21 protein-coding genes are annotated in these 21,979 nt (G+C 61.4%); 6 read left to right on the top strand and 15 right to left on the bottom strand.

Translation table 11 applies throughout. From position 1 onward, the window contains the following. Positions 1-92: 92 nt before the first annotated feature. The 5 genes from ACRANW_RS00275 to ACRANW_RS00255 all read right to left on the bottom strand — a co-directional run bounded on the left by ACRANW_RS00275 (position 93) and on the right by ACRANW_RS00255 (position 5,593). Positions 93-848, bottom strand: coding sequence for a 3'(2'),5'-bisphosphate nucleotidase CysQ (locus tag ACRANW_RS00275; protein WP_479432597.1), 756 nt, complete (start codon positions 846-848; stop codon positions 93-95). Next, positions 845-2,773 (bottom strand): sulfate adenylyltransferase subunit CysN, encoded by a 1,929-nt coding sequence (gene cysN, locus ACRANW_RS00270; RefSeq protein WP_479432596.1) that lies wholly within the window; start codon positions 2,771-2,773, stop codon positions 845-847. The genes ACRANW_RS00275 and cysN overlap by 4 nt, the downstream gene beginning before the upstream one ends. Then, the gene (gene cysD / locus ACRANW_RS00265; protein ID WP_479432595.1) at positions 2,773-3,675 is read right to left on the bottom strand and encodes a sulfate adenylyltransferase subunit CysD; all 903 of its coding nucleotides are present in this window, start codon (positions 3,673-3,675) and stop codon (positions 2,773-2,775) included. Before cysD ends, cysN begins: the two co-directional genes overlap by 1 nt. 80 nt (positions 3,676-3,755) lie before the next feature. Beyond that, on the bottom strand, positions 3,756-4,529 hold the full coding sequence (locus tag ACRANW_RS00260; RefSeq protein ID WP_479433968.1) for a class I mannose-6-phosphate isomerase: 774 nt from the start codon (positions 4,527-4,529) through the stop codon (positions 3,756-3,758). Between the two features lie 23 nt (positions 4,530-4,552). Then, positions 4,553-5,593 carry a mannose-1-phosphate guanylyltransferase gene (locus tag ACRANW_RS00255; protein ID WP_479432594.1) on the bottom strand — a complete coding sequence of 347 codons (1,041 nt, stop codon included), beginning with the start codon at positions 5,591-5,593 and terminating at the stop codon, positions 4,553-4,555. A 311-nt stretch (positions 5,594-5,904) separates the two neighbouring features. On the opposite strand from ACRANW_RS00255, the gene pgmG reads away from it, so the two are divergent. The 3 genes from pgmG (at position 5,905) to ACRANW_RS00240 (ending at position 9,045) form a co-directional block, all read left to right on the top strand. Beyond that, positions 5,905-7,320 carry a phosphoglucomutase/phosphomannomutase PgmG gene (pgmG, locus tag ACRANW_RS00250; RefSeq protein ID WP_479432593.1) on the top strand — a complete coding sequence of 472 codons (1,416 nt, stop codon included), beginning with the start codon at positions 5,905-5,907 and terminating at the stop codon, positions 7,318-7,320. A gap of 193 nt (positions 7,321-7,513) precedes the next feature. Further along, positions 7,514-8,596, top strand: a complete 1,083-nt coding sequence (locus tag ACRANW_RS00245; protein WP_479432592.1) for a CaiB/BaiF CoA transferase family protein — start codon at positions 7,514-7,516, stop codon at positions 8,594-8,596. Continuing rightward, complete coding sequence (locus ACRANW_RS00240; RefSeq protein ID WP_479432591.1) at positions 8,596-9,045, top strand: MaoC family dehydratase; 450 nt, start codon at positions 8,596-8,598, stop codon at positions 9,043-9,045. The genes ACRANW_RS00245 and ACRANW_RS00240 overlap by 1 nt, the downstream gene beginning before the upstream one ends. Here ACRANW_RS00240 and ACRANW_RS00235 read toward each other — a convergent pair. The 4 genes from ACRANW_RS00235 to ACRANW_RS00220 are packed head-to-tail and all read right to left on the bottom strand — an operon-like array spanning position 9,025 to position 13,401. Then, positions 9,025-10,455 (bottom strand): efflux transporter outer membrane subunit, encoded by a 1,431-nt coding sequence (locus ACRANW_RS00235; RefSeq protein ID WP_479432590.1) that lies wholly within the window; start codon positions 10,453-10,455, stop codon positions 9,025-9,027. The genes ACRANW_RS00240 and ACRANW_RS00235 overlap by 21 nt on opposite strands. 4 nt (positions 10,456-10,459) lie before the next feature. Then, positions 10,460-11,467, bottom strand: a complete 1,008-nt coding sequence (locus tag ACRANW_RS00230) for an efflux RND transporter periplasmic adaptor subunit (RefSeq protein ID WP_479432589.1) — start codon at positions 11,465-11,467, stop codon at positions 10,460-10,462. A 51-nt stretch (positions 11,468-11,518) separates the two neighbouring features. Then, positions 11,519-12,256 carry an ABC transporter ATP-binding protein gene (locus tag ACRANW_RS00225; RefSeq protein WP_479432588.1) on the bottom strand — a complete coding sequence of 246 codons (738 nt, stop codon included), beginning with the start codon at positions 12,254-12,256 and terminating at the stop codon, positions 11,519-11,521. A gap of 8 nt (positions 12,257-12,264) precedes the next feature. Then, positions 12,265-13,401 (bottom strand): ABC transporter permease, encoded by a 1,137-nt coding sequence (locus ACRANW_RS00220; RefSeq protein ID WP_479432587.1) that lies wholly within the window; start codon positions 13,399-13,401, stop codon positions 12,265-12,267. Positions 13,402-13,496: 95 nt separating this feature from the next. Here ACRANW_RS00220 and ACRANW_RS00215 point away from each other — a divergent pair, with 95 nt between their 5' ends. Together ACRANW_RS00215 and ftsH are read left to right on the top strand one after the other, a co-directional pair. Further along, a complete protein-coding gene (locus ACRANW_RS00215) occupies positions 13,497-14,174 on the top strand; it encodes a TetR/AcrR family transcriptional regulator (RefSeq protein ID WP_479432586.1) in 678 nt (225 codons plus the stop codon). 107 nt (positions 14,175-14,281) lie between these two features. After that, positions 14,282-16,240, top strand: a complete 1,959-nt coding sequence (gene ftsH, locus ACRANW_RS00210) for an ATP-dependent zinc metalloprotease FtsH (RefSeq protein WP_479432585.1) — start codon at positions 14,282-14,284, stop codon at positions 16,238-16,240. A 92-nt stretch (positions 16,241-16,332) separates the two neighbouring features. Here the strand turns inward: ftsH and ACRANW_RS00205 are convergent, their stop codons facing one another. The 6 genes from ACRANW_RS00205 to ACRANW_RS00180 all read right to left on the bottom strand — a co-directional run bounded on the left by ACRANW_RS00205 (position 16,333) and on the right by ACRANW_RS00180 (position 20,519). Next, entirely contained in the window at positions 16,333-17,166 is an 834-nt protein-coding gene (locus ACRANW_RS00205; protein ID WP_479432584.1) for a DUF3667 domain-containing protein, read from the bottom strand. Positions 17,167-17,451: 285 nt separating this feature from the next. Beyond that, positions 17,452-18,183, bottom strand: a complete 732-nt coding sequence (locus ACRANW_RS00200; protein ID WP_479432583.1) for a ParA family protein — start codon at positions 18,181-18,183, stop codon at positions 17,452-17,454. A 255-nt stretch (positions 18,184-18,438) separates the two neighbouring features. Next, positions 18,439-18,783 (bottom strand): DNA-directed RNA polymerase subunit omega, encoded by a 345-nt coding sequence (rpoZ, locus tag ACRANW_RS00195; protein ID WP_479432582.1) that lies wholly within the window; start codon positions 18,781-18,783, stop codon positions 18,439-18,441. Positions 18,784-18,899: 116 nt separating this feature from the next. Next, positions 18,900-19,922: a hypothetical protein gene (locus tag ACRANW_RS00190; RefSeq protein WP_479432581.1), complete on the bottom strand. Its 1,023-nt coding sequence runs from the start codon at positions 19,920-19,922 to the stop codon at positions 18,900-18,902. An 18-nt stretch (positions 19,923-19,940) separates the two neighbouring features. After that, on the bottom strand, positions 19,941-20,096 hold the full coding sequence (locus tag ACRANW_RS00185) for a hypothetical protein (protein ID WP_479432580.1): 156 nt from the start codon (positions 20,094-20,096) through the stop codon (positions 19,941-19,943). Positions 20,097-20,105: 9 nt separating this feature from the next. Beyond that, positions 20,106-20,519, bottom strand: a complete 414-nt coding sequence (locus tag ACRANW_RS00180; RefSeq protein WP_479432579.1) for a DUF393 domain-containing protein — start codon at positions 20,517-20,519, stop codon at positions 20,106-20,108. A 253-nt stretch (positions 20,520-20,772) separates the two neighbouring features. Between ACRANW_RS00180 and ACRANW_RS00175 the strand changes: the two genes are divergently transcribed. Then, positions 20,773-21,978 carry a phospholipase D-like domain-containing protein gene (locus ACRANW_RS00175; protein WP_479432578.1) on the top strand — a complete coding sequence of 402 codons (1,206 nt, stop codon included), beginning with the start codon at positions 20,773-20,775 and terminating at the stop codon, positions 21,976-21,978. Position 21,979: the final 1 nt, after the last annotated feature.

The raw sequence follows: 21,979 nt of genomic DNA, 5'->3' as shown, positions 1-21,979 counted from the left end.
ATGCGACCTTCAGTCCCACTTGACGCCTAGCAAGCGCCCTATGATGTTGCAATGCACAATAGCCAGTCTGCCCCACCCGGACGCTGGCGGGGTCAACGCTGCAGATTTGCTACCTCTGCAAGGACGCGATCAGCCCATTCGGCTCGGCAGATGAGGAGGTCCGGCATGTAGGTGTCGGCCTGATTGTAGATCAGCGGGCTTGCGTCGATGCGCGAACAATGCAGGCCATGCGCAAGCGCCACCGCCACGGGCGCGCAGCTATCCCATTCGTGCTGGCCGCCGGAATGGAGGTACACCTCGGCCTCGCCTCGGACGACAGCCATCGCCTTGGCTCCGGCGCTGCCCATCGGCACCAACGCGCCTCCAAGCGCTTTGGCCACCGCGTGCGCCTCGGGCGCGGGGCGGCTGCGGCTGACGAGAAAGCGCGGGGCCGTTGCCATCGGCAGCAAGGCGCTGGGCTGGTCGGAGCGTAGCACGATGCCGCCATCAAGATCCGGCAGCGCGACCGCGCCAATGGTGGCAACACCGTCCACCGCAAGCGCGACATGCACCGCCCAATCGGCACGTGCTTCACCATATTCGCGAGTACCATCGACCGGATCGACGATCCACACCCGGCTTTGAGTGCAGCGGCGGGTATCGTCTTTTTCCTCTTCGGATAACAGCCCGTCCGCAGGCCGCGCCGCGCGCAGCGCGTCACATAGTAGCCGGTTGGCCGCAGCGTCGCCCGCATCGCCCAACGCTTTGCCGGTCAGGCCCGACTCTGCGCGCACCGCACGCGCCAACCGTCCAGCTTTGGCGGCCAGATGCGCTGCCAGAGCCGCATCGTCGAGATCGGCAGGGCTCATTTGAGCGGCAGGATCTGCTGGATAATGTAGCGCGCCGCCTCATCGGGCGTCATGTCGACAGTGTTGACGCGGATTTCCGGGGCCTCGGGCGGTTCATACGGGCTGTCGATCCCGGTGAAGTTCTTGAGCTGGCCGGAACGCGCCTTCTTGTACAAGCCCTTCACATCGCGGGCCTCAGCCACATCGAGCGGCGTGTCGACGAAGATTTCCACGAACTCACCCGGTTCGAGCATCTCGCGCACCATCTGTCGTTCGGCGCGAAACGGCGAGATGAAGGCGGTGAGCACGATCAGCCCGGCATCCGCCATCAGCCGGGCAACTTCGCCCACGCGGCGGATATTCTCGATCCGGTCGGCCTCGGTAAAGCCCAGATCGCGGTTGAGGCCGTGCCGGACATTGTCCCCATCCAGCAGGAAGGTGTGGCGGTTCATCACGAAAAGCTGCTTTTCGACAGCGTTGGCGATGGTCGATTTGCCGCTGCCCGAAAGGCCGGTGAACCACAGCACCCGCGCAGTCTGGTTCTTCATGCCGGCGTGATCGGCGCGGGTGATTTCGGTGGGTTGCCAATGGACGTTGTCGGCACGGCGGAGGGAGAATTCGATCATCCCGGCCGCCACGGTGGCGTTGGTGAACTTGTCGATCAGGATAAACCCGCCCAGCTGGCGGCTGGCCGCGTAGGGTTCGAACACGATCGGCTTGTCAGTGGCAAATTCGGCCACGCCAATGGCGTTGAGGCCCAGCGTCTTGGCAGCCAGATGTTCGAGGCTGTTCACGTCGATTTCGAATTTGGGTGGCTGAACCGTGGCGGTGACGATCTGGCTGCCGATTTTCAACCAATAACCACGGCCAGGCTTCAGCGCCTCTTCGTCCATCCACACAAAAGTTGCGCAGAACTGGTCCGAGGCCTGCGGCGGATCGCCAGCAGCCGCGATCAGATCGCCGCGGCTGCAATCGACTTCGTCGGCAAGGGTAAGGGTGACAGACTGGCCTGCGACGGCTTCGTCCAAGTCCCCATCAAAGGTCGAGATTGCCCTCACCGTGCTGGTCTTGCCTGAAGGCACGATTCGCACCGCATCGCCAGGCCGCACCACGCCGCTGGCAATCTGGCCTGCAAAGCCGCGGAAATCGAGATTGGGGCGGTTGACCCATTGCACAGGCATCCGGAACGAAGCGCCTTGCGCAGCAGCGGCATCAACCTCGACCGTTTCGAGATGCGCAATCAGCGCCGAGCCAGAATACCACGGTGTATTGTCCGACAGGGCGGTAATGTTGTCGCCTTTGAACCCAGAAATCGGAATTGCAGTGAAATCGGTGATGCCGATACCGTCTGCAAAACCGCGATAATCGGCCACGATTGCATCAAAGGTTGCCTGATCGTAGCCTACCAGATCCATCTTGTTCACCGCCAGCACCACGTGACGGATGCCGAGCAGGTGGACGAGGTAGGAATGCCGCCGCGTCTGTTGCAGCACGCCCTTCCTCGCATCGATCAGGATCACGGCGAGGTCGGCGGTCGAGGCGCCGGTCACCATGTTGCGGGTATATTGTTCATGCCCCGGCGTATCCGCGACGATGAACTTGCGCTTTTCCGTGGTGAAGAACCGGTAGGCAACATCAATCGTAATGCCTTGCTCGCGTTCGGCGGCCAGACCATCGACCAACAGCGCGAAATCGATCTCCTCGCCTTGCGTCCCGTGCTTGGCACTGTCGCTTTCCAACGCCGCAAGCTGGTCTTCAAAGATCATCTTGGAATCGTATAATAGCCGCCCGATCAAGGTCGACTTGCCGTCATCCACGCTGCCGCAGGTGATAAAGCGCAGCAGGCTCTTGTGCTGGTGCGCATCGAGATAGGCGTCGATATCCTCGGCGATCAGGGCATCGGCTTGAAAAGAGGGGGGGGTCTGGAAGCTGGAGGGCGTGTTCATCAGAAGTACCCCTCCGCCTTTTTGTCTTCCATGCTCGCCGACTGCCCCTTGTCGATCGCGCGGCCCTGCCGTTCCGAACCGGTGGCGAGCAGCATTTCCTGGATAATGTCGTTCATCTGCGTGGCATCGCTCACCGTCGCGCCGGTCAGCGGGTAGCAGCCCAGCGTGCGGAAGCGGACGGAGCGTGTCACCGGTGCCTCGCCCGGTTTCAGCCGGAAGCGGTGATCATCCACGACGAGGATAAGACCGTCACGCTTCACCGTGGGGCGCGGTTTCGAGAAATAGAGCGGCACAATGTCAATATTTTCCAGCGCGATATATTGCCAGATGTCAAGCTCGGTCCAATTCGAGATCGGAAAGATGCGGATGCTTTCGCCCTTGGCTTTCTTGGCATTGTAGAGGTTCCACAATTCCGGGCGCTGGTTTTTTGGATCCCACCGATGCGCGGCGCTGCGGAAGCTGAAGATGCGTTCTTTCGCCCGCGCCTTCTCCTCATCGCGTCGTCCCCCGCCAAAGGCCGCGTCGAAACCATGTTCGGTCAGCGCGCGTTTCAGGGGATCGGTCAGCTGGGCCTGGCTGTAGAGCGCGCTGCCGGTGTCGAAGGGATTGATCCCCTGCGCCTCGGCGTCGTCGTTCTGGGCGATAATCAGCTTAAGCCCATATTCGCGCACGGTTTTGTCGCGGTGGGCGAGCAAATCGGTAAAATCCCAACCGCTTGCAACATGCAACATCGGGAAGGGCGGGGGCGCAGGATAGAACGCCTTGCGCGCCAGATGCAGCATCACCGACGAATCCTTGCCCACGGAATACAGCATGACCGGATTTTCCGCCTCGGCCACGACTTCGCGGAAAATATGGATGCTTTCGGCCTCTAGCCGTTCGAGATGGGTCAGATTGCGCATGGTGTGCAGGTAAAGCCTGCGTGCCTGTTCTCAAGCAACTTTGCCTTTGCAGCGCCAAGGCAGGATTTCACTGGTCGCGCTCAGGCGGCGCGAGTGAGCAAGGTGACTTCGGCCAAGCTGAAATCAAGTGCGGCGATCTCGCTCGCCACCAGGCAATCGCCTGCGCTGGCTTGCGCCGATCCGTCCTTGGCGCTGACGGTGCCAACCAGCGGCAACGCCAGCAATGCGCCCGGATAGGCAGTAGCAGTGGCCGCACGGGGCGCCCCTTCGATCCTGTCCAGCCGGAAATGTGGGCCATCGATCAGGACGGTCCCTTCGGCAATGTTCCGGCGGTTCTCGCTGGCGTAGGGTACGCCCGCCGCCACCGCGAGGGCGCGGTCGAAATGCAGTTCGCGCGGGCGGCCATAGTCGTACAGGCGGAAGGTGGTATCGCTGGTCTGTTGCACTTCCACCAGCGCAAGACCGGGGCCAATCGCGTGGACGGTGCCAGCGGGCAGATAGAACAGATCGCCCGCCTTTGCCGGGTGCCACGCAAGCAGGGCTTCAATCGTGCCGTCTTTTGCTGCGGCCGCGATCTCGGCCCGCGTAACTTCGCGGTTGAAACCGATCGCCAGACACGACTCCGGCTCGGCATCAATCACCAGCCAGCATTCTTCCTTTCCAGCCTCGCCTGCAAGCGCGGTGGCATCGGAAGGATGGACCTGAACCGACAGCTTTTCCGAGGTGAACAGGTATTTGACCAGCACCTGCGGGACTTCGGCCGGGGGCTCGAACCAGATCTCGCCGATCCTGTGGCCTGGCGGGGCGATGAAAGGGGCGGGAAGCCGGTCGCGCCCCCAGACCTTTTCGACCATCCGGGTCGGAATGCGGCGGACGGTCACTGATTGACGGCCCGTGGAAGCTTACCCACCGCTTGGGCGCCGTCACGTGTGGTGATGAGCACATCTTCACCCGAAACCACGATGCAGATGTCTTCCAAGCCCACTGCGGAGACACGCGGGCCATCGCTTACCACAAGGACGTTGTGGCATTCTGCCAGATCGGCATGCCCGCGCACGATATTTCCAGCCGCGTCGGCTTGGTCTGCCAATGCGTCGGCAAGGGCCGCCCAGCTGCCAATATCCGACCATCCCATGTCAGCGGGGACCATCGCGGCGCGGCGGGTGTTTTCCATCACCGCATAATCGATCGAATCTCCAACAATCTGAACGAAAGGCGAGGGGGCAGGGTAAAAGCGGGCGCCATCGCTGTGGCCTCCGGCAACCGATTCGGCGACCAGGCGCGCCATGTCGGGCCGAAAGGTTGCAAGCTGATTGAGCAGATGCCCGGTCCGGAAAGCGAAGATGCCACCGTTCCAGCTATATTCCCCGCTGGCAAGATAGGCCTCGGCCCGGACCCGGTCGGGCTTTTCGACGAACTCCCGGATGGCAAAGCCACCCGCCAGCGGCTCTCCGCGCCGTAAATACCCGTATCCTGTTTCGGGCCGATCTGCGGCAATTCCGAAGGATACGAGGTAGTCCTCGCGGGCAAGCGCGGTCGCGGCCAATGCGGCCGCGCGAAAAGCAGTGCTGTCGGCAATATGGTGGTCGCTCGGGCAAACCAGCATTACCGCATCACGAGGGAGCAGCGCTGCGGCCAGAGCAATCGCGGGGGCTGTGTTTTTCGCGGCCGGCTCGATCACCAGTCGCGCACCCGGAATATGGCCCAGTTGCGCCATCACCAGATCGGCATGCGCTGCGCCCGCAACAATGATGGGCGCAGCAAAGCGATCATCCTGCGCCACCCGGCGCAAGGCTTGCTCGAACAGGGTTTCCTCGCTCACCAACGGCAGGAACGGCTTTGGTATCGCTTTGCGGCTGACCGGCCAAAGCCGTGTACCGCTGCCGCCGCACAGGATTACCGGATGGATCGCGGTCACTCGATTATCCCTTCACATAGAGGCGCAGGGTATTAGCATCGCGGTGACAGAAGACCAGTTCGAGAATGCAAAGCTTAAAAAGCATAGCGGCGAAACGCGAAATGCCGGGGGCCTTAGAGCGTGCTGGCCGCAAGCATGTCTTTAGGCTGACACGTCCCCACAATAGGAATTGCAGTGGCGATGACACACAGGCACTGGCCAGGGCGGTCTCTCGTTCACGTGCTGGACGCCTCCGAGATCGCAGCATAAGCCATAGCATAAGGCCTGCGGCGATCCGGGGTTGACTGAAAAAATTGGAAAGCGATCTCACAATGTCTCATCATTTTCACCCGACTGTGCTGCGCGAATATGACATTCGCGGGATCATCGGGGAGACGTTGGGCGCCGATGATGCACGGGCGATTGGGCGGGCGTTCGGAACATTGCTGCGCCAAGCGGGCGGGCAGACCGTGGCGGTGGGGTATGATGGGCGGGTGAGTTCGCCAATGCTTGAGCACGCACTGGTCGAGGGGTTGGCCGCAAGCGGGTGTGATGTCGTGCGGATCGGCCTCAGCGCGACCCCGATGCTGTATTATGCCGAAGCGTCAGCGCAAGAGGTGGATGGCGGCATTCAGATAACTGGCAGCCACAATCCCCCCAATTACAATGGCTTCAAAATGGTATTTCTGGGGCGCCCGTTCTTCGGCGCCGATATCCAGAAGCTCGGGGAACTGGCAGCAGACGGGGCTTTCGCCAGCGGAGTGGGCGAAGTGATCACGCGCGACGTCATGAGCGCGTATATCGAGCGCTTGCTCGAAGGCCTCGCCGGGATCGATCCCGCCAAGCTCGATGGCCTGCGGGTCGGCTGGGACGCCGGGAACGGCGCGGCCGGCCCCGCGCTCGAAGCGCTGGCGGCCCGGTTGCCGGGGGAACATCATTTGCTGTTTACCGACGTTGACGGACATTTTCCCAACCACCATCCTGATCCCACTGTAGAGGCCAACCTTGCCGATTTGCGCAGCCTCGTCGCGGCGAAGAACCTCGATTTCGGAGTGGCTTTCGATGGTGATGGCGATCGGATCGGCGCGATTGACGGCACGGGCCGGGTGATCTGGGGCGATCAGCTGCTGATGATCTATGCCGAGGATGTGCTGAAAACCCACCCGAATGCGACGGTTATTGCCGATGTGAAGGCAAGTCAGGCGCTGTTTGACCGGGTGGCGCAGCTGGGCGGACAGCCGCTGATGTGGAAGACCGGCCATTCGCTGATCAAGTCCAAAATGAAGGAAACTGGCGCCCCACTGGCGGGCGAGATGAGCGGGCACGTGTTTTTTGCCGATGATTACTACGGCTTTGACGATGCTTTCTATGCGGGCGTCCGGCTGCTGGCGGCCTCGGCACGGCTGGGCCGTTCGGTAACGCAATTGCGAGATGTGATCCCGGCGATGCGCAACACGCCCGAGCTGCGGTTTCAGGTGGATGAAAGCCGCAAGTTTGCCGCGATGGCCGAGATTGTCGGGCGTCTGACCACCAACCCCGGCCCGGGCGTCCACAGCGTCAATGCGACCGACGGCGTGCGGGTCAACACCGCTGATGGCTGGTGGCTGCTGCGCGCATCGAACACGCAGGACGTGCTGGTCGCCCGCGCCGAAAGCGCAACACCTGAAGGCCTTGACCGCCTGCTCGCACAAATCGACGATCAGCTCGCGTTGTCAGGGCTCGAACGCGGGGAGAGCGTGGGGCATTGAATGGCCTCGGGCGCAATCTTGTGCGATCCCGTCCGACGGCACTGACGGTTAGCGGGTTGGCTAATATCGGGCTTTCGTGTTGCGTCGCCTGCAAACTTGCGCAAAGTCGCCGGGTGAGGAAGCTGAAGACAAGATCAAGGGCGGCAACATAGCCACGAGCCATAGCCTGCTTGTCTGCAAAAATGAGGTATTCATGAACCTACCAACCGGGCCGCTCGCCGGTCTTCGCGTGCTCGAATTCAGCGGTATCGGGCCCGGGCCGCACGTTGCCATGCTGCTGGCCGATCTGGGCGCGGACGTGGTGCGGATCGATCGGCCCGGCGCAGCGCCGGGCAACCCCGTGGTGGAACGCGCGCGGCACCGGCTGGCGCTAGATCTCAAGAGCGATGAGGGCAAGGCGCAGGTCCGCGCCGCAGCCGCTAGCGCCGACGTGCTGATCGAAGGCTTTCGCCCCGGCGTCATGGAGCGGCTGGGGCTGGGGCCGGACGTTTTGCTCGAAGCCAATCCGCGTCTCGTCTATGCGCGCATGACCGGATGGGGGCAGGACGGCCCGCTGGCGCAAGCGGCTGGGCACGATATCAATTACATTGCCATCACCGGAGCGCTGGCAGCGGTCGGAAAGCCGGGCGAGACAGCGACGCCACCGCAAAACCTCGTCGGGGATTTCGGCGGCGGGTCGATGTATTGTGCCTTTGGGATCATGGCGGCGCTGTATGAACGCGAAAAATCGGGCAAGGGGCAGGTGGTCGATGCCGCGATCGTGGACGGAGCAACCAGCCTGATGAGCTTCTTCTTCGGGGCGCGGCAGGTGCCGCACCTTTCAACCGAGCGCGGCAAGGGGATGCTCGGCGGGGCGGCGCATTTCTACCGCTGCTTCACGTGCGCCGATGGCAAAGAAGTTTCGGTGGGCGCGATCGAGCCGCAGTTTTATGCTGAGTTGCTTCAGCGCATCGGCGCACCAGAGGAACTGGCGCAAGGTCAGATGATCCCGGCCAATTGGGACGATTATGCCGAGAAGCTCGCGGCCTTGTTTGTTACCAGAACGCAGGCCGAGTGGTGCGAATTGCTGGAAGGCACTGATGCCTGTTTCGCCCCGGTGCTCGGCATCGAGGACGTGCGCGATCACCCGCACATGAAGGCGCGCTGCGCCTATGTGGAGTATGACGGGATCTGGCACACCGCGCCTGCGCCGCGTTTCAGCCGCACGCCTGGCGCTATCCGATCAAGCGAAGATGATGGCGCAGACGTGGTCGCCCGTTGGCAGGGAGCCGCATAATGGCGGGAAAGTTTTTCGATGCGTGGGTGATTGGCGAGCAGATCGAACACGAAATCCGCCGCACCGTGACCGAGACCGACAATCTGTTGTTTTCGACGATGACCCACAACCCGCAGCCGCTCCATCTGGATGTCGAAGCGGCCAAGGCGAGCGGGTTTGGGCAGATCCTGGTAAACTCCACCTTCACGTTCAGCCTGCTGGTCGGGCTATCGGTGGGGGACACAACGCTCGGCACGCTGGTCGCCAATCTGGGCTTCGATAAGGTGGTGACGCCCAAGCCGGTGTTTATCGGTGATACCCTGCGCGCCACCTCGCAGGTCAAGGCGTTGCGCGAAAGCCAATCTCGCCCGGACGCCGGGATCGTCACCTGGGTCCACGAAATGTGGAACCAGCGGGACGAGGTCGTGTGCCGATGTGAACGGTCTGCGTTAATTCGGCGGCGCGGCTGAGGCCATCACCTCACCGCCCAAGGCCTGCCACAACACGATCCGCGCACGCTGCGCCCGGCCCAGCGCGGCGGCGGTCCGTTCACCGCTGGCATCGGCGGCACGGCGGGCTTCGAGCACTTCGAGGAAACTGGCGAGCCCGGCGCGGTAGCGTGTATCGGCCAGGCTTGCGGCGCGGATGAGCTGATCGCGTTCACTGACGGAAAGCTGCGCTTCGGTGTCGGCAGCGGCAACCACGCCGTACGCGGCCTCGGCATCGCCCAGCGCTTGAAATACTGCGCCGCGATAGGCGGCAAAGGCTGCGCGCTTGTCAGCGGCGGCGGCGTCAATCCCCGCTTCCACGCGCCCGAAATCCAGCAGTGGTCCGGCGATCCCGGCGGCCAGCGTGCCGACCAAAGAGTCTTCGTCGAAGAAATCTTCGGGATCGAAGGCGAGCAGGCCGATCACGGCGCTCAGCGTAATGCGCGGGAAACGCGCCCGCGCGGCGGCGGCCAGATCGGCATCGCTTGCGGCGAGATTGGCAGCAGCGGCTGCCACATCGGGCCGGTTGGCCAACAACTCAGACGGCACGGCCGCTGGCGCGGGGGCCGGAGCCAAAGCTGGCGCAGGGTTTGCGAGCGCGGCGCGGACACTGGCGCCGTCCTGCGCGGTCAACGTGACCAGCCGCCCGATCAGACGCGCGCGCTCGCTTTCCAGCGCGGCAAGGCGCACAGCGGATGAACTCGCGGTCGCGTCGGCACGGACACGGTCAAAACCCGGAGCAATGCCCGCATCTTCGCGAACCTTGGCCAGCCCGGCGAGTTGGCGTGCGGCGGCGGCATCAGCCTCAATCGCGGCGGCGCGGGCATCGAGCACGCGCCAATCGGTGATACTGGCGGCGATTTCGGACAGCAGGCTCAGCCGCACGCCCTGCGCTTGCGCGCTCGCGGCGTCGATCCGGGCTATCGCTGCGCGTTCCTGCGCTTTCAGGCCGCCGAAGATGTCCGGATCCCAGCTGGCGATGATGTTCGCGCCATACGAGGTCTGTTCGGCCGGGATGAAACCTTGCTGCCCCGCCTGTCCGAACTGCGCGGTGTTGATGCGGTTGCGCCTAACATCGCCATCAGCGGCGATGTTAGGCAAACGCTCAGCCCCGGCGCGGCGGGCGCCGGCGCGCGCGCTGTCAATCCGCGCCACCGCTTCGGCAAGGCTCGGTCCGTTGGCGATCGCTGCCTCGGACAGCGTACGCCAGGCCGGATCGTCGGCGGGCATCAAAGCTGAAAGTTCGGCTCCGATGCTCCCATCGGGCGCAAAGAAGAACGTACGCGGCAGCTCCGGCGCCGGTGTCGCGATCTCGGGCGCAGGGTTCGCCATGCAGGCGGCAAGCGTCAGCGGCAGCAGCGCCACGGCGAGGGAAGGGGGCAGGCGGCGCATCGCCTCAGTTCTCCGGCTTGGCAGGCGTGGTTGGAGACTGGGTGGCTGCAGCACCGGGCTTGGCAGGGATAAAGGCATCGATCTGCTGGCCGACGCGGAAGGCATCCGAAGGGGGCAGAGCGTAGATCAACTGCAGCACGCGCACATCGACGCGCTCGGCCGCGCTGTTGGTCAGCGATCGCTTGGGCACCACCAATGGTTCGGCGCGCACGAAGGTTGCGTTGACATGAAGCTCGGCTGCACCGCGTGGGCTGATGACCGCCGGTTCGCCCAAAGCGACGCGCGCGACTTCGTTTTCATCAATATCGACGCGCACGTGGAGCGGGTTGGTCTCGCCCATCTGAATGAACGGCTGGCTGCTGCCACCCTGTGTGGCGACGAATTCGCCTGGACGGATGTTCACGGCGAGAATCTCGCCCGAAATCGGCGCGCGAACGGTCAGGCGCTCGATTTCGGTGCGGGCGGTAGCTGCAGCCGCTTGCGAGCCGGCCAGCCGCGCACGCGCAAGGCCGAGACGGCTGGCCGCAGCGGCTTCCTCGCCCTCGGCTCTGATGATTTCGGAGCGGCTGACTGCGGCAGGATCGGCAAGATCGCGGTATAAGGCGAGTTGCTGGCGCGCAGTCTTTTGCGCAGCGTTCGCCTCGGCAATGGAGGCGCGCGCTTCGTTGATCGCGGCATTGGCCTGATCGAGGCTGGCACGGGCAGCGCGGGCATCGACGAAGAACAGCACCTGACCCTTGGCCACCCGCTCGCCAGGGCGCACGCGAACATCGGTCACCAGGCCCGACAAGGCCGAACCGATGTCGATCACCTCGCTCGCCGGTTCCACGACACCTGCGCCTGCCACGCGCGGTTGGTTGGCGAGTTTGCCCACGGCTTTTGGCGGCTGCTCAGTCGGCTCAGCCAAAGATCGGTCAGGCTGGCCGCCGAAAATCAGCCAGGCACCGATGGCAAGACCGATGAGCGCGATAATCGGCAGGATCTGGCGGGCAAAGCTTAGATTGCGGAACATGGCGTCCTCGGCGGATTGAGGGAGGAGAGGGAAACAGCGTTCATGGCGGCATCAATGATCATCGGGCATTTCCTTGCCGTCATGCGTGATGCGCCCGTCTTCCAGCACGATGATGCGGTCAGCCAGATCGAAGATGCGGTTGTCGTGAGTGACGATGATGCAGGCGCGGTCCGGCGCAACGGCAACTTCGCGAAGCAGATCCATCACGCGGCGGCCCGAACTTGCGTCCAGCGCGGCCGTAGGCTCATCACACACCACCAGCCGCGGTTCGTGCACCAAGGCTCTCGCGATGGCGACGCGCTGCTGTTGTCCGCCTGAAAGCTGGCGCGGCAGCTTGTCCGCCTGGTCGCCGATATTGAGCTTGTCGAGCAGCACCTTGGCGCGTTCGCGGGCCTCGTCGCGTCGCATCCCTTGCGCGATCAACGGCACGGCAGCGTTGGAGGCAACGTCGATCGATGGGATCAGGTTGTACTGCTGGAAGATGAAGCCGATGTTTTGCAGCCGGAAGTTGACAAGTTCTGTGTCCGATAGCTTGTAAATGTCGGTGCCAAACACCTTCACCTCGCCCTCGGTCGGCCAGAGGATGCCGCACATGATGGAGATCAGCGTCGTCTTGCCCGATCCGCTTTCACCCACGACATAAGTCATCTCGCCCGAGCGGATCTCGGTATCAATGCCGTGGAGCACGCGGATGGTGGTCTGACCAGCCTCGAAATCGCGGGTGATTCCGCGCGCGAGGATCGCGGCATCGGGCGCGTTGGTTTCAACGACTGTCGTGTCTATGGTCATGCTATCGCTCACCGGAACACCGATGCCGGTTCGGTCTTGAGCACGCTGCGGATCGCGATCAAGCCGGTAATGGCAAGGATGATGACCACGGCAATCAAGCTGATCAGCGGGATCTGCCAGGGGATATAAAAGCCCTTGAAGAACGGATTGGCGCTGAACCCCTTGATGAAAACGACGGTGCCGATCACGCCGAGCGCATAGCCGATCAGACCAACCATCCCGGCTTGTGCACCGACCATCTGCACGATTTTGGCATTGGTGACGCCGATCGCCTTCAGGGCGCCGAACTGCTTGATGTTGTCACGCAGAAACAGGCTGAAGGTCAGGCCGACAATGGCAATGCCGACAACGAAGCCAAGAAACACGGTAATGCCGAAATTGGTTGGGATGCCGGTGTTTTCGATGATGAAATTGACCCCGGCTTGTGAAAATTCCTCTCGGGTTTCCGCCTTCAGGCCGGTTTCCGCTTCGATCCGCGCGGCGACTTCTTGGGCGGTTTGCCCCTCGCTCACGCCGACCAGCACGAAGCTCAGCCGATTGCGGGTACCCGGCACGAAGTTCAGCGCGCTGGAGTAGCGGGTGTAGAGCACCACGGTGCTCGTGAAGCTGGGGATGGAATCGGCAATACCGCGGATCACGGCGCGTTGATCGTTAAGCTCCAGCCGCTCGCCAATCGCGCTCGCCCCGTTGGAGAACAGGCGCGTGGTACCGACATCGTCGATCACGACGCTGTCGGGCGCGAACAGCACGGATTTGTCACCGTTTGTCATGCGTTCCGGCATGCCTATCAGCGTAGCATCGTCGACTCCGACGATCCCGACACCCTCTAGATCGCCATCCTTGGTGCGGACATTGGCCTGCGCGCGCAGATGCGGCACGGCCCATTCGACCCCGCGCACCGATCGCACCCGATCAAGCGCAGTGCCCGGCATCGCGTAGCTGACATCGGTGGTCCGGCTGACCGGGTCCATCACCCACACTTCGGCCTCGGGTGCGTTGTAGACGCCACTGGCCCCGCGTTCGACGAGGTTGACGAAAATCGTCATTTGCTGGGTGATAAGCAGAGTTGAAAACCCGATGCCGAACAACAGCCCATAGAATTTCTGGGCGTCTCCGGTGAGCATCCTGATGGCGATCCAAAGCACGTGAGCAGGAACCTTTATCAGCAGACAGGGTTGCGAAAACGGGCGGGCAGGTGCATTAGTGAACGGTATCGTTTAACTGAACGGAGCCGTTCAACTTGTCAATCTGCGGTTCATCTGAACCCGAAAAAAAATCCGCTCGTCGTAAAGTCGGGCGTCCGCTGGACGCATCAAAGCGCGCTGCAATTGTCGATGCGGCGGCGCACCATTTCTTTCATCACGGCTATGCGGCGACCGCGATTGAACAGGTTGCTGCCGACGCAGGTGTGTCAAAGGTCACGATCTACAACCAGTTTGGCGACAAGCGCGCTTTATTTGCAGCTGCGGTGGCGTTTGAATGTGAAAAGATGCGCGGACACTTCTCGATCGAGCATGCATCCGCAGGGCCGATCGGCGAACGTCTGACCGCAATCGGGCAGGCGATGTTTGCTTTCCTGTTCCGGCCCGAGATGATCCAGTTTGAACGCAGGATCGCCGCTGAAACTGAAGCGGAGCCAGCCATCGGAGCGGCGTTTCTCGAGGCGGGGCCGTGGCGTATGAAGCACGGCTTTGCCGCCTACCTTAGCCATGCAGTGGATGCTGGCGAACTGACAATTCCTGATCCGATGCTGGCGGCCGAACAATTCGTGTCACTGTGCAAGGGCATGGGCGATCTTGAACGTCGGTTCGGGGTCATCGTCACCCCCGAGCAACGCGATCAGCGCATTCGGGGAGCGGTCGATATGTTTCTTGCCGCTTACGGCAACGCGCCGCCGCCTCAGCCAATGGATCGATAATTCGCATCACGCTGTTCGAAAATTAGCATGACGCGCAAAGCGGCGCATTATCTTGCCATTCACCGCGCGTGTCCTACATTGTTCACTGACGAAAGGAATCCCCTGTAATGAGTCAGCAAAACGATCCCCAGCCGCAAAGCGATGGCCCCAATCCGTGGGTCAAACAGCTGATGATCTGGGGTGGGATCTTTCTCGCCCTGCTTCTTGTGGTAACTATGTTCAGCAACGCAGGCCAGACCACTGGCCCCGCGATCCGCTATTCCGATTTCCGTGCTGCCGTTGCCGAAGGTGAGGTGCAGGACGTGCAGATGGGTGCGGAACTGATCACCGGCACGCTTAAGAATGGCGAATCGTTCAGCACCGTTCCGGTGCCCAACGATGCCGAAATCACCAAGTTGATGGAAGATAACGACGTGCGCTTCACCGGCAAGCAGCGCGAAGGCCAGAATGTGCTGTTGTTCATCCTGCTCAATTCCCTTCCTTTCCTGCTGATCCTGGGCATTGCTTTCTTCGCCCTGCGTCAGGTCCAAAAGGGCGGCGGCGCTGGCGGGGCGATGGGTTTTGGCAAGTCCAAGGCAAAGTTGCTGACTGAACGCTCGGGCAAGGTGACGTTTGATGACGTTGCCGGTATTGATGAAGCCCGCGAAGAGCTGCAGGAAATCGTTGAATTTCTGCGCGATCCGCAGCGGTTCTCGAAGCTTGGTGGTCAGATCCCCAAGGGCGCACTGCTGGTCGGCTCACCTGGCACGGGTAAGACTTTGCTGGCCCGCGCGATTGCAGGTGAAGCGGGCGTGCCGTTCTTCACCATCTCGGGTTCGGACTTCGTCGAAATGTTTGTTGGTGTCGGCGCCAGCCGCGTCCGCGACATGTTTGAACAGGCCAAGAAGAACGCGCCGTGCATCGTTTTCATCGATGAAATCGACGCCGTCGGTCGCTCGCGTGGCAATGGCCTTGGCAATTCCAATGATGAGCGCGAACAGACGTTGAACCAGCTTCTGGTGGAAATGGATGGGTTCGAAGCCAACGAAGGCATCATCATCATTGCGGCAACCAACCGTCCTGACGTGCTCGATCCGGCGCTGCTGCGTCCGGGCCGCTTTGACCGGCAGGTCGTGGTGCCGATCCCCGATATTGACGGGCGCGAGAAGATCCTTGGCGTACACATGAAGAAGGTGCCGTTGGCGCCCGACGTCAATCCCCGCGTGATTGCGCGTGGCACACCGGGTTTTTCGGGCGCCGATCTTGCCAACCTTGTCAATGAGGCAGCGCTGCTTGCAGCCCGTCGCAACAAGCGGTTGGTGGCGATGCAGGAGTTCGAAGACGCCAAGGACAAGGTCATGATGGGCGCAGAGCGTCGCAGCATGGTCATGACCGATGACGAGAAGAAGATGACCGCCTATCACGAAGCCGGTCACGCGATCGTCTCAGTGTTTGAGGCAGCTTCGGATCCGATCCACAAGGCCACCATCATCCCCCGCGGCCGTGCACTGGGCATGGTAATGCGCTTGCCGGAACGCGACAGCTATTCCTACCACCGCGACAAGATGCATGCGAACCTCTCGGTCAGTATGGGTGGGCGTGTGGCAGAAGAGATCATCTTCGGTCACGACAAGGTCAGCTCCGGTGCTTCCTCGGATATCCAGTATGCCACCAATCTGGCGCGCAGCATGGTAACCCAATGGGGTATGTCGGAAAAGCTTGGCCCACTTCAGTATGAAGAGCAGTCTGATGGTTACCTCGGCATGGGGGCAGCGCAGCGGACCTTCCGTTCGGGCGAAACCAATCAGCTGATCGACAGTGAGATCAAAGGCTTGGTCGAAGGTGCGCATCAGCGTGCGACCGATATCCTCAAGACTAACGAGGACCAGCTCCATCTTCTTGCCCAAGCCTTGCTTGAATACGAGACACTGACTGGTGAGGAGATCAAGTCACTGCTTGAAAACGGCAAGATTGACCGTCCGGATGCGCCGCGCGGTGTCACTGTCCCGACGCAGGTTCGCGGCTCGACCATACCCAAGGCGGGCAAGCGTTTTGGCAAGGGTGATGAAGCCCCGCAGGGCGCCTGACACACTCGAAAAGTGCGTGATTTAAAAACGGGGCGCCAGAAGAAATTCCGGCGCCCCGTTTTCATGTTCGTCCGAGGGCTCTATCCCTGGGTTCAGAACGCGCCCAGGACGCCCAGGGCCATCAGGAACAAGGTCACGGCAATCTGCGTGCAGACCAGCAGGGCGCAGAACCGCCAAATAGCAGAAAAACGGCTGAGGCCGTATGCGTAGCGCAACTGCTTATCGAGGTGCACCGGCGCGGCTACGATGAACAGCAAGGCCGCCCATTCCGCCCCGCTTGGAACCATCACCATGATCGACATGACAATAAACAGCAGCGACATGAAGCTGAGCGAATAGGTGATGAAGACCGCGTGGTCGTATGCCTTGAACTGCCGCCGCCATGCGAACATCAGCCACAGGAACGGAAGGAATAGCGGGATCAGCAGCCAACTGAATTTGTACCCGTTGGACTGCAACTTATACAGCATGAGGCTGGGGTTTTTTTGCCATTTGGCGATGATGCCATCGTCCAGAAATCCAATCCCAGTCTTGGCCAAGCCGATGTTTTCGGTATCGCCGGTATTGGTTAGAATCCGCCGCAGCGCCTTCAGCTCTCCGTCAATAGCATCACGGCGCGGATCGTCCGTGGCAGGCTCATCACGTTCCTGTTCCAGCGCGGTGATCTGGCCCTGGATATTGGTCTGGAACTCGGATGCGCCGGTAGCGCCATCGATGAAGCCTTTACCAAAATCCGTAGGTGCAGTGACGCCAACCATCTGGAAAATTGCGAACATCGCAAAGACAGTGAAGAGGAACATCGACATCGGGCTGACGAACTTGGCGCGCTCGCCGGCGATATAGCGGCGGGTCAGATCGCCCGGCTTGAAGGCCAGCAGCGGCAGCGTTTCCCACAGCTTGCCGTCTAGGTGCAGCACGCCGTGCATGATATCATGCCCGATTGCGCCAAGGCTGCGGTGGAGGTGCGCTTTCTGACCGCATTCAGGGCAATAGTGGCCGGAAAACGGGGTTTGGCAGTTGGCGCAAACGCGCGGCCCGGCGGCGTGGTCGTGGGTCTCGCCGGAGACTGGCTCTGCAGCTTGACCTAGCAGCCCGCCCTCGATCACTGTGCCAATGCCGTCGCTTAGCCCGCTCATCATCCGCCCCCAGAAACCTATTTAAGAGTATAGGCACCTTTCGCGATGCTGCAAAAGCGCCGTTTTTTGCAACCGCTACTTGGTCGCCAGCTTGCGCTCGATTGCGGTCCACAGTTGGGCCATCGCGCGTGTTGCTGGAGAGCGCGGGGCAAAGGCGCCAACAGGTTTGCGCTCGACCGCGCATTGCTCAACCGCGCTGGCGAGCGGTATGATGGGCCATGTCGGGTTCGCATCCCGTACATCCTTGTGCAGGGCGCGGCGCAGATCGAGCATGGACAGAACGGGGAGGATCGGCGGGTGACCCTTGCCGCTTCCGCGGACTTCTTCAACGACCACGTCGAAGGCCCGGGCCGACAGGGGGGAGGGGGGAAGGGGAACGATGATGAGATCGGCAGCCCGGATGATCTGGGCGCTCAACTCATTGAGAACAGGCGGACAATCGAAAATAATCCGGTCGTATTCTCTGGCCAGCGCCGCAGTCAGTTTGGCCAGCCGTTTCTTCTTCCCCAACTGGTCAAGCTGACGATCGAGCGCACGGATGCTTTCGTCGGCAGGTAGCAGGTCGAGGGCCGGATAGGCAGTTGGCTGGATCAGCTTGAAGGGATCACTGCCATCTGCGAAGACACTGTCTGCGCTGCGTTTTTTCTTGGGATCGATACCCAGAAGAAAGCCCGAGCCGTTGGCTGCGTCGAGATCCCACAGCAACGTCTTGCGGCGCGAAATGCTGGCCGCGCACCACGCCAGGTTGACCGCCAGCGTTGTCTTCCCGACCCCGCCTTTGACGCTGTACACTGCAATCGATGCCATTTTTACGCGCTACCCTGCGATCTTACGCAATTGTTACAGCAGCGAGAAATAGCGGCGGTTCGTCCGATGGCAAGCGCTAGTGGACCCCGGTCAAGAAGCGATCAGGCCACGGTCGGGGCGGGTCTAGGCTCCGCCAAAAGCGATCAAGGATGGGGCTGGAACGATCAAGGGGCGCTCTAATCCCGGCCAATCCCGGTCTAGACCGCCCCTTATATCGGACAATTTTATATCAGACCACGATTAGCGCAAAAGCGCTTAGCCGTCGTAATCGCCACCGAGTGACGTTGTGCGGGCCGGCGCCGATGCCGTGATCCGCAGCGCTTCAGCCGACTGGCTGAGCGAGCCGATTTCATCAGCTTCGTCCTCGTCATCGGGCAGGATCTTCTGGAGGCTGGTGACAAGCGATTCATGCAGCGCGCGTGGTCCAACGGTTTCCTCGGCGATTTCGCGCAAGGCAACCACGGGGTTCTTGTCGCGGTCACGATCAATCGTCAGTTCGCCACCACCGGAAATCTCGCGCGCACGCTGAGCGGCAAGCAGGACCAGATCAAACCGGTTCGGGATCTTGTCGACGCAATCTTCAACGGTAACGCGTGCCATGGGCGGCCTTCAATCAGAATCGAAACGGGAATAAGCGCCTGCGGCTACGCGTGACGGGGGGCAAAGTCAAGGAAGCGGGGCCTGGCTGCGATCCTCGACCGCGTTACACGCCTGCGTCAGACCCCGCAGATTTCCGGTTGGTTCAGATCGACGGGCTGAAAGTGGAGCCATTTATTGACCCAATCGGGCAGCAACAGACGATCAATATCCTGCGCAAGACTGGCAGCACTGGCGTCTTCATAACGCTTGCCGTTCCGCGTGAAAGTTGCGGTCTGTTGCGGGTTGCGGTGCAAATATACGAGCACATCGTAATACACCTTGGCGTAGCGCCCGTCGTCAAATGTCACGACATCGTCCAGATAACGAAATGGGCGATGCGTGCCGTTGAAGACCAGATGATTGCTCACGCCTGCCTCAAGCCGCAGATTGGCAAACATGTTCACGCTCTGCGCAGTTTTCAGGCCCATGTAGGGCATGGCGCAATTGGCAAAGAAGATTGCTCCTACCATCAGGCCGATCACTGGTACCCGGCCGCGCCCCTCACCCGCCACTGCACCGTAACACAGGACAGCCCAGCAAAATGGCAGCACGAGTGGCAAGGCCACCAGCGTGACAAACGTGTATTGACCACCAAACGCCAGCGCGGCGAGCCAAACGCCGATGCCGATGATCGCCACCTTATAGATCGGCTCAGCCAGCTTACGGCGGACAAGGCACATGGTCGGCGAATCCAGCGATTTGCGGGCTGCCGCTTCGCTGAGAAACAGACTGTGAAGCGCGATCGAAAGCGTGGTGAACGATATATACATCGCATAGGCGCTCAGGCTCAAAAGCAAATGGAACGCGATGCCCATGGCAATTTCGTAATGCCGGAAACATTTGGTGAGCAACGCGGTGGCAATGGCGCCTTCGATCACGAAGGTCCCATAAATGGCGGCATAGTCAATCACCGGACCCTGCCAGGCGGATAGAGGCCAGGACATCAACCGCCACAAGGTGGTCGCGCAGCTGGTGACAGGATCGAGGAAATCGGCGGTGATCCTGTGGAAAATGCCGAAGAAATTCATCGCCAACAAAGCGGCGCATCCTGCCGGGGCGAAGCGGTCGAAGATCCGATCAAAGGAATCGTTGCGGACCATGGCCGTGACGAAAGACAGTCAGTGACCGAGCAGCGCGGCGGCGCGGACAATCGTGTGGTTCGAATTGACCGGTGCCTGCAAAACCGTGCTGGCCGTACTGATCACCATTAGCGCGAACAGCAATCGGCTGGAGGACGGTCGCAACAGCAGTGCCAGCGCCGTAGCGAGCACCACGAGCATGTCCTAAAAGTGCGGGGAAACCCCGTCCTCGAAGGTGTGGTTGAAGAAGTGGAACAGGGAAAACAGTGCGAAAAAAGCCGAGAAGATCTCTTGCCGCGCCGAATTGGCCGAAGCCTCGTTTCTGATAAAGTTGCGCCCCCTCAAGAACAGAATCACCCACTGGCCCGCCCGCAACACAGGATAAAGCAGCGCGGCGAGTGCAGGCTTGGCAAAGACCCAGCGGTTCAGCCAGTTGAACGCGTCGGACGGCGTGGTCAGCGCAGCGATACACGCCACCGCCTTGTCGCCGCCGTAGCGCGCGCCCGCATCTTCGACCACCATGCCGCCATCAAGATCAAAGCCTGCGGCGATGAGATCATGGCGAATGGTATCATGTTCGCGCAGGTTGACGAGCTGGACCTCGGCACTACGCCGCACTCATCCCACCTTTACATAGCGCGTGCAAAAAGGGCACTCACCATCGTAGGATACGTTGATCACCCACCCGCTCCGAACGCTGTCAGCGCACATTGCGGCGCGCTGTTGGTTTGGAATTAACCATGACAGCCTTTAAAAATGCTCAACATCTGATCGAAGTCAGGGAGCAATTCGCGAAGTCGCTTATGGCGCAACAGCGACTGTTCGCCGCTTGAGCCTGTTACTGTGCCCCGATTTGCCATCAAGGAACACTATGACCACCGCGAAAATCTCCGCCGAGACCCCCGATCCTGCCGCGGGCGCTCCCGATTATTGCGATCTTGACCCATTCAGCACCGCGGCGGCCGGGCACGAATTTACCTTTTACCCGCATGGACGCGATCGTCTCAAGTCGCTCATCGCTATGATCGACGGCGCGCAGGCCCAGCTCAAGGTGTTCTACTACCTGTTCGACAAGGACACATCGGGCACGATGGTGCGCGATGCGCTCGTGGCAGCGGCACGGCGCGGGGTTGAAGTGGCGCTGATTGTCGACGATTTTGGCAATGATGCTGGCGCGGGGTTTTTTGTGCCGTTGACCGAGGCGGGCGGGACTTTCGCGATCTTCGCGCCCAAGCTGTCCAAGCGTTACCTGATACGCAACCACCAGAAATTCGTCATCGCCGACGAGACGCGGGTCATGACCGGCGGCGCCAATGTTTCAGACCATTATTTTGCGCTTCCCGCTGATAATGGATGGTGCGACCTTTCTGTCGAGATCGAAGGCGCTGTTGTCGAACAATTCAGCCAATGGTTCGATCTGCTTGCCAAATGGGTCGCGAGTGATGAGGCTGGGCACCGGGGCCGGCTACGTAGCCTGCGCAAGACCGTAAAAGCGTGGGAGGGCGGCGAGGGCCCGGTGCGCCTGCTTGTCGGCGGTCCGCTGGTCCGCCATGGTCACTGGGCCTGGGTCTTCAAACGGGATTTGCGCACGGCCAAACGGCTTGATGCGGTGTCCGCGTATTTCTCGCCCCCGCGCAGTTTTCGCCGTTTGATCCGGCGGGTCGCCAAACGCGGCCAGGTGCGGCTTATCCTCGCCGGCAAATCGGACATTTCGGCCGCGATCGATATGGCACGGCTCCTTTACGGCAGGTTGCTCCGCGCCGGCGTCAAGATCACGGAATTCGGCGTGTGCAAGCTGCACATGAAGCTGCTCGTGGTGGACGATGCCAGCTATATCGGCAGCGCCAACCTCGACAAGCGGTCGTTCCGCATCAATGTCGAACTGATGGTGCGGATCGAGGATGCCGCCCTTGCGGCCAAGCTTCGCGAGTTGATCGATCACATGGAATCATCAAGCGATGCGATGACACTGGAACGCTACAAGCGCGAAAGCACGCTTTTCAACCGGCTGCGCTGGCGGTTGGTTCACTGGCTGTCACTGGCAGAGTACCGCCTGAGCCGGATGGGCGCGGGCTAGC

It is taken from the genome of Erythrobacter sp. 'gip.4 top 5', from assembly GCF_056495765.1.
The sequence above is the reverse complement of the archived record's forward strand: the minus strand, read 5'-3'. Positions and strand labels throughout refer to the sequence as shown.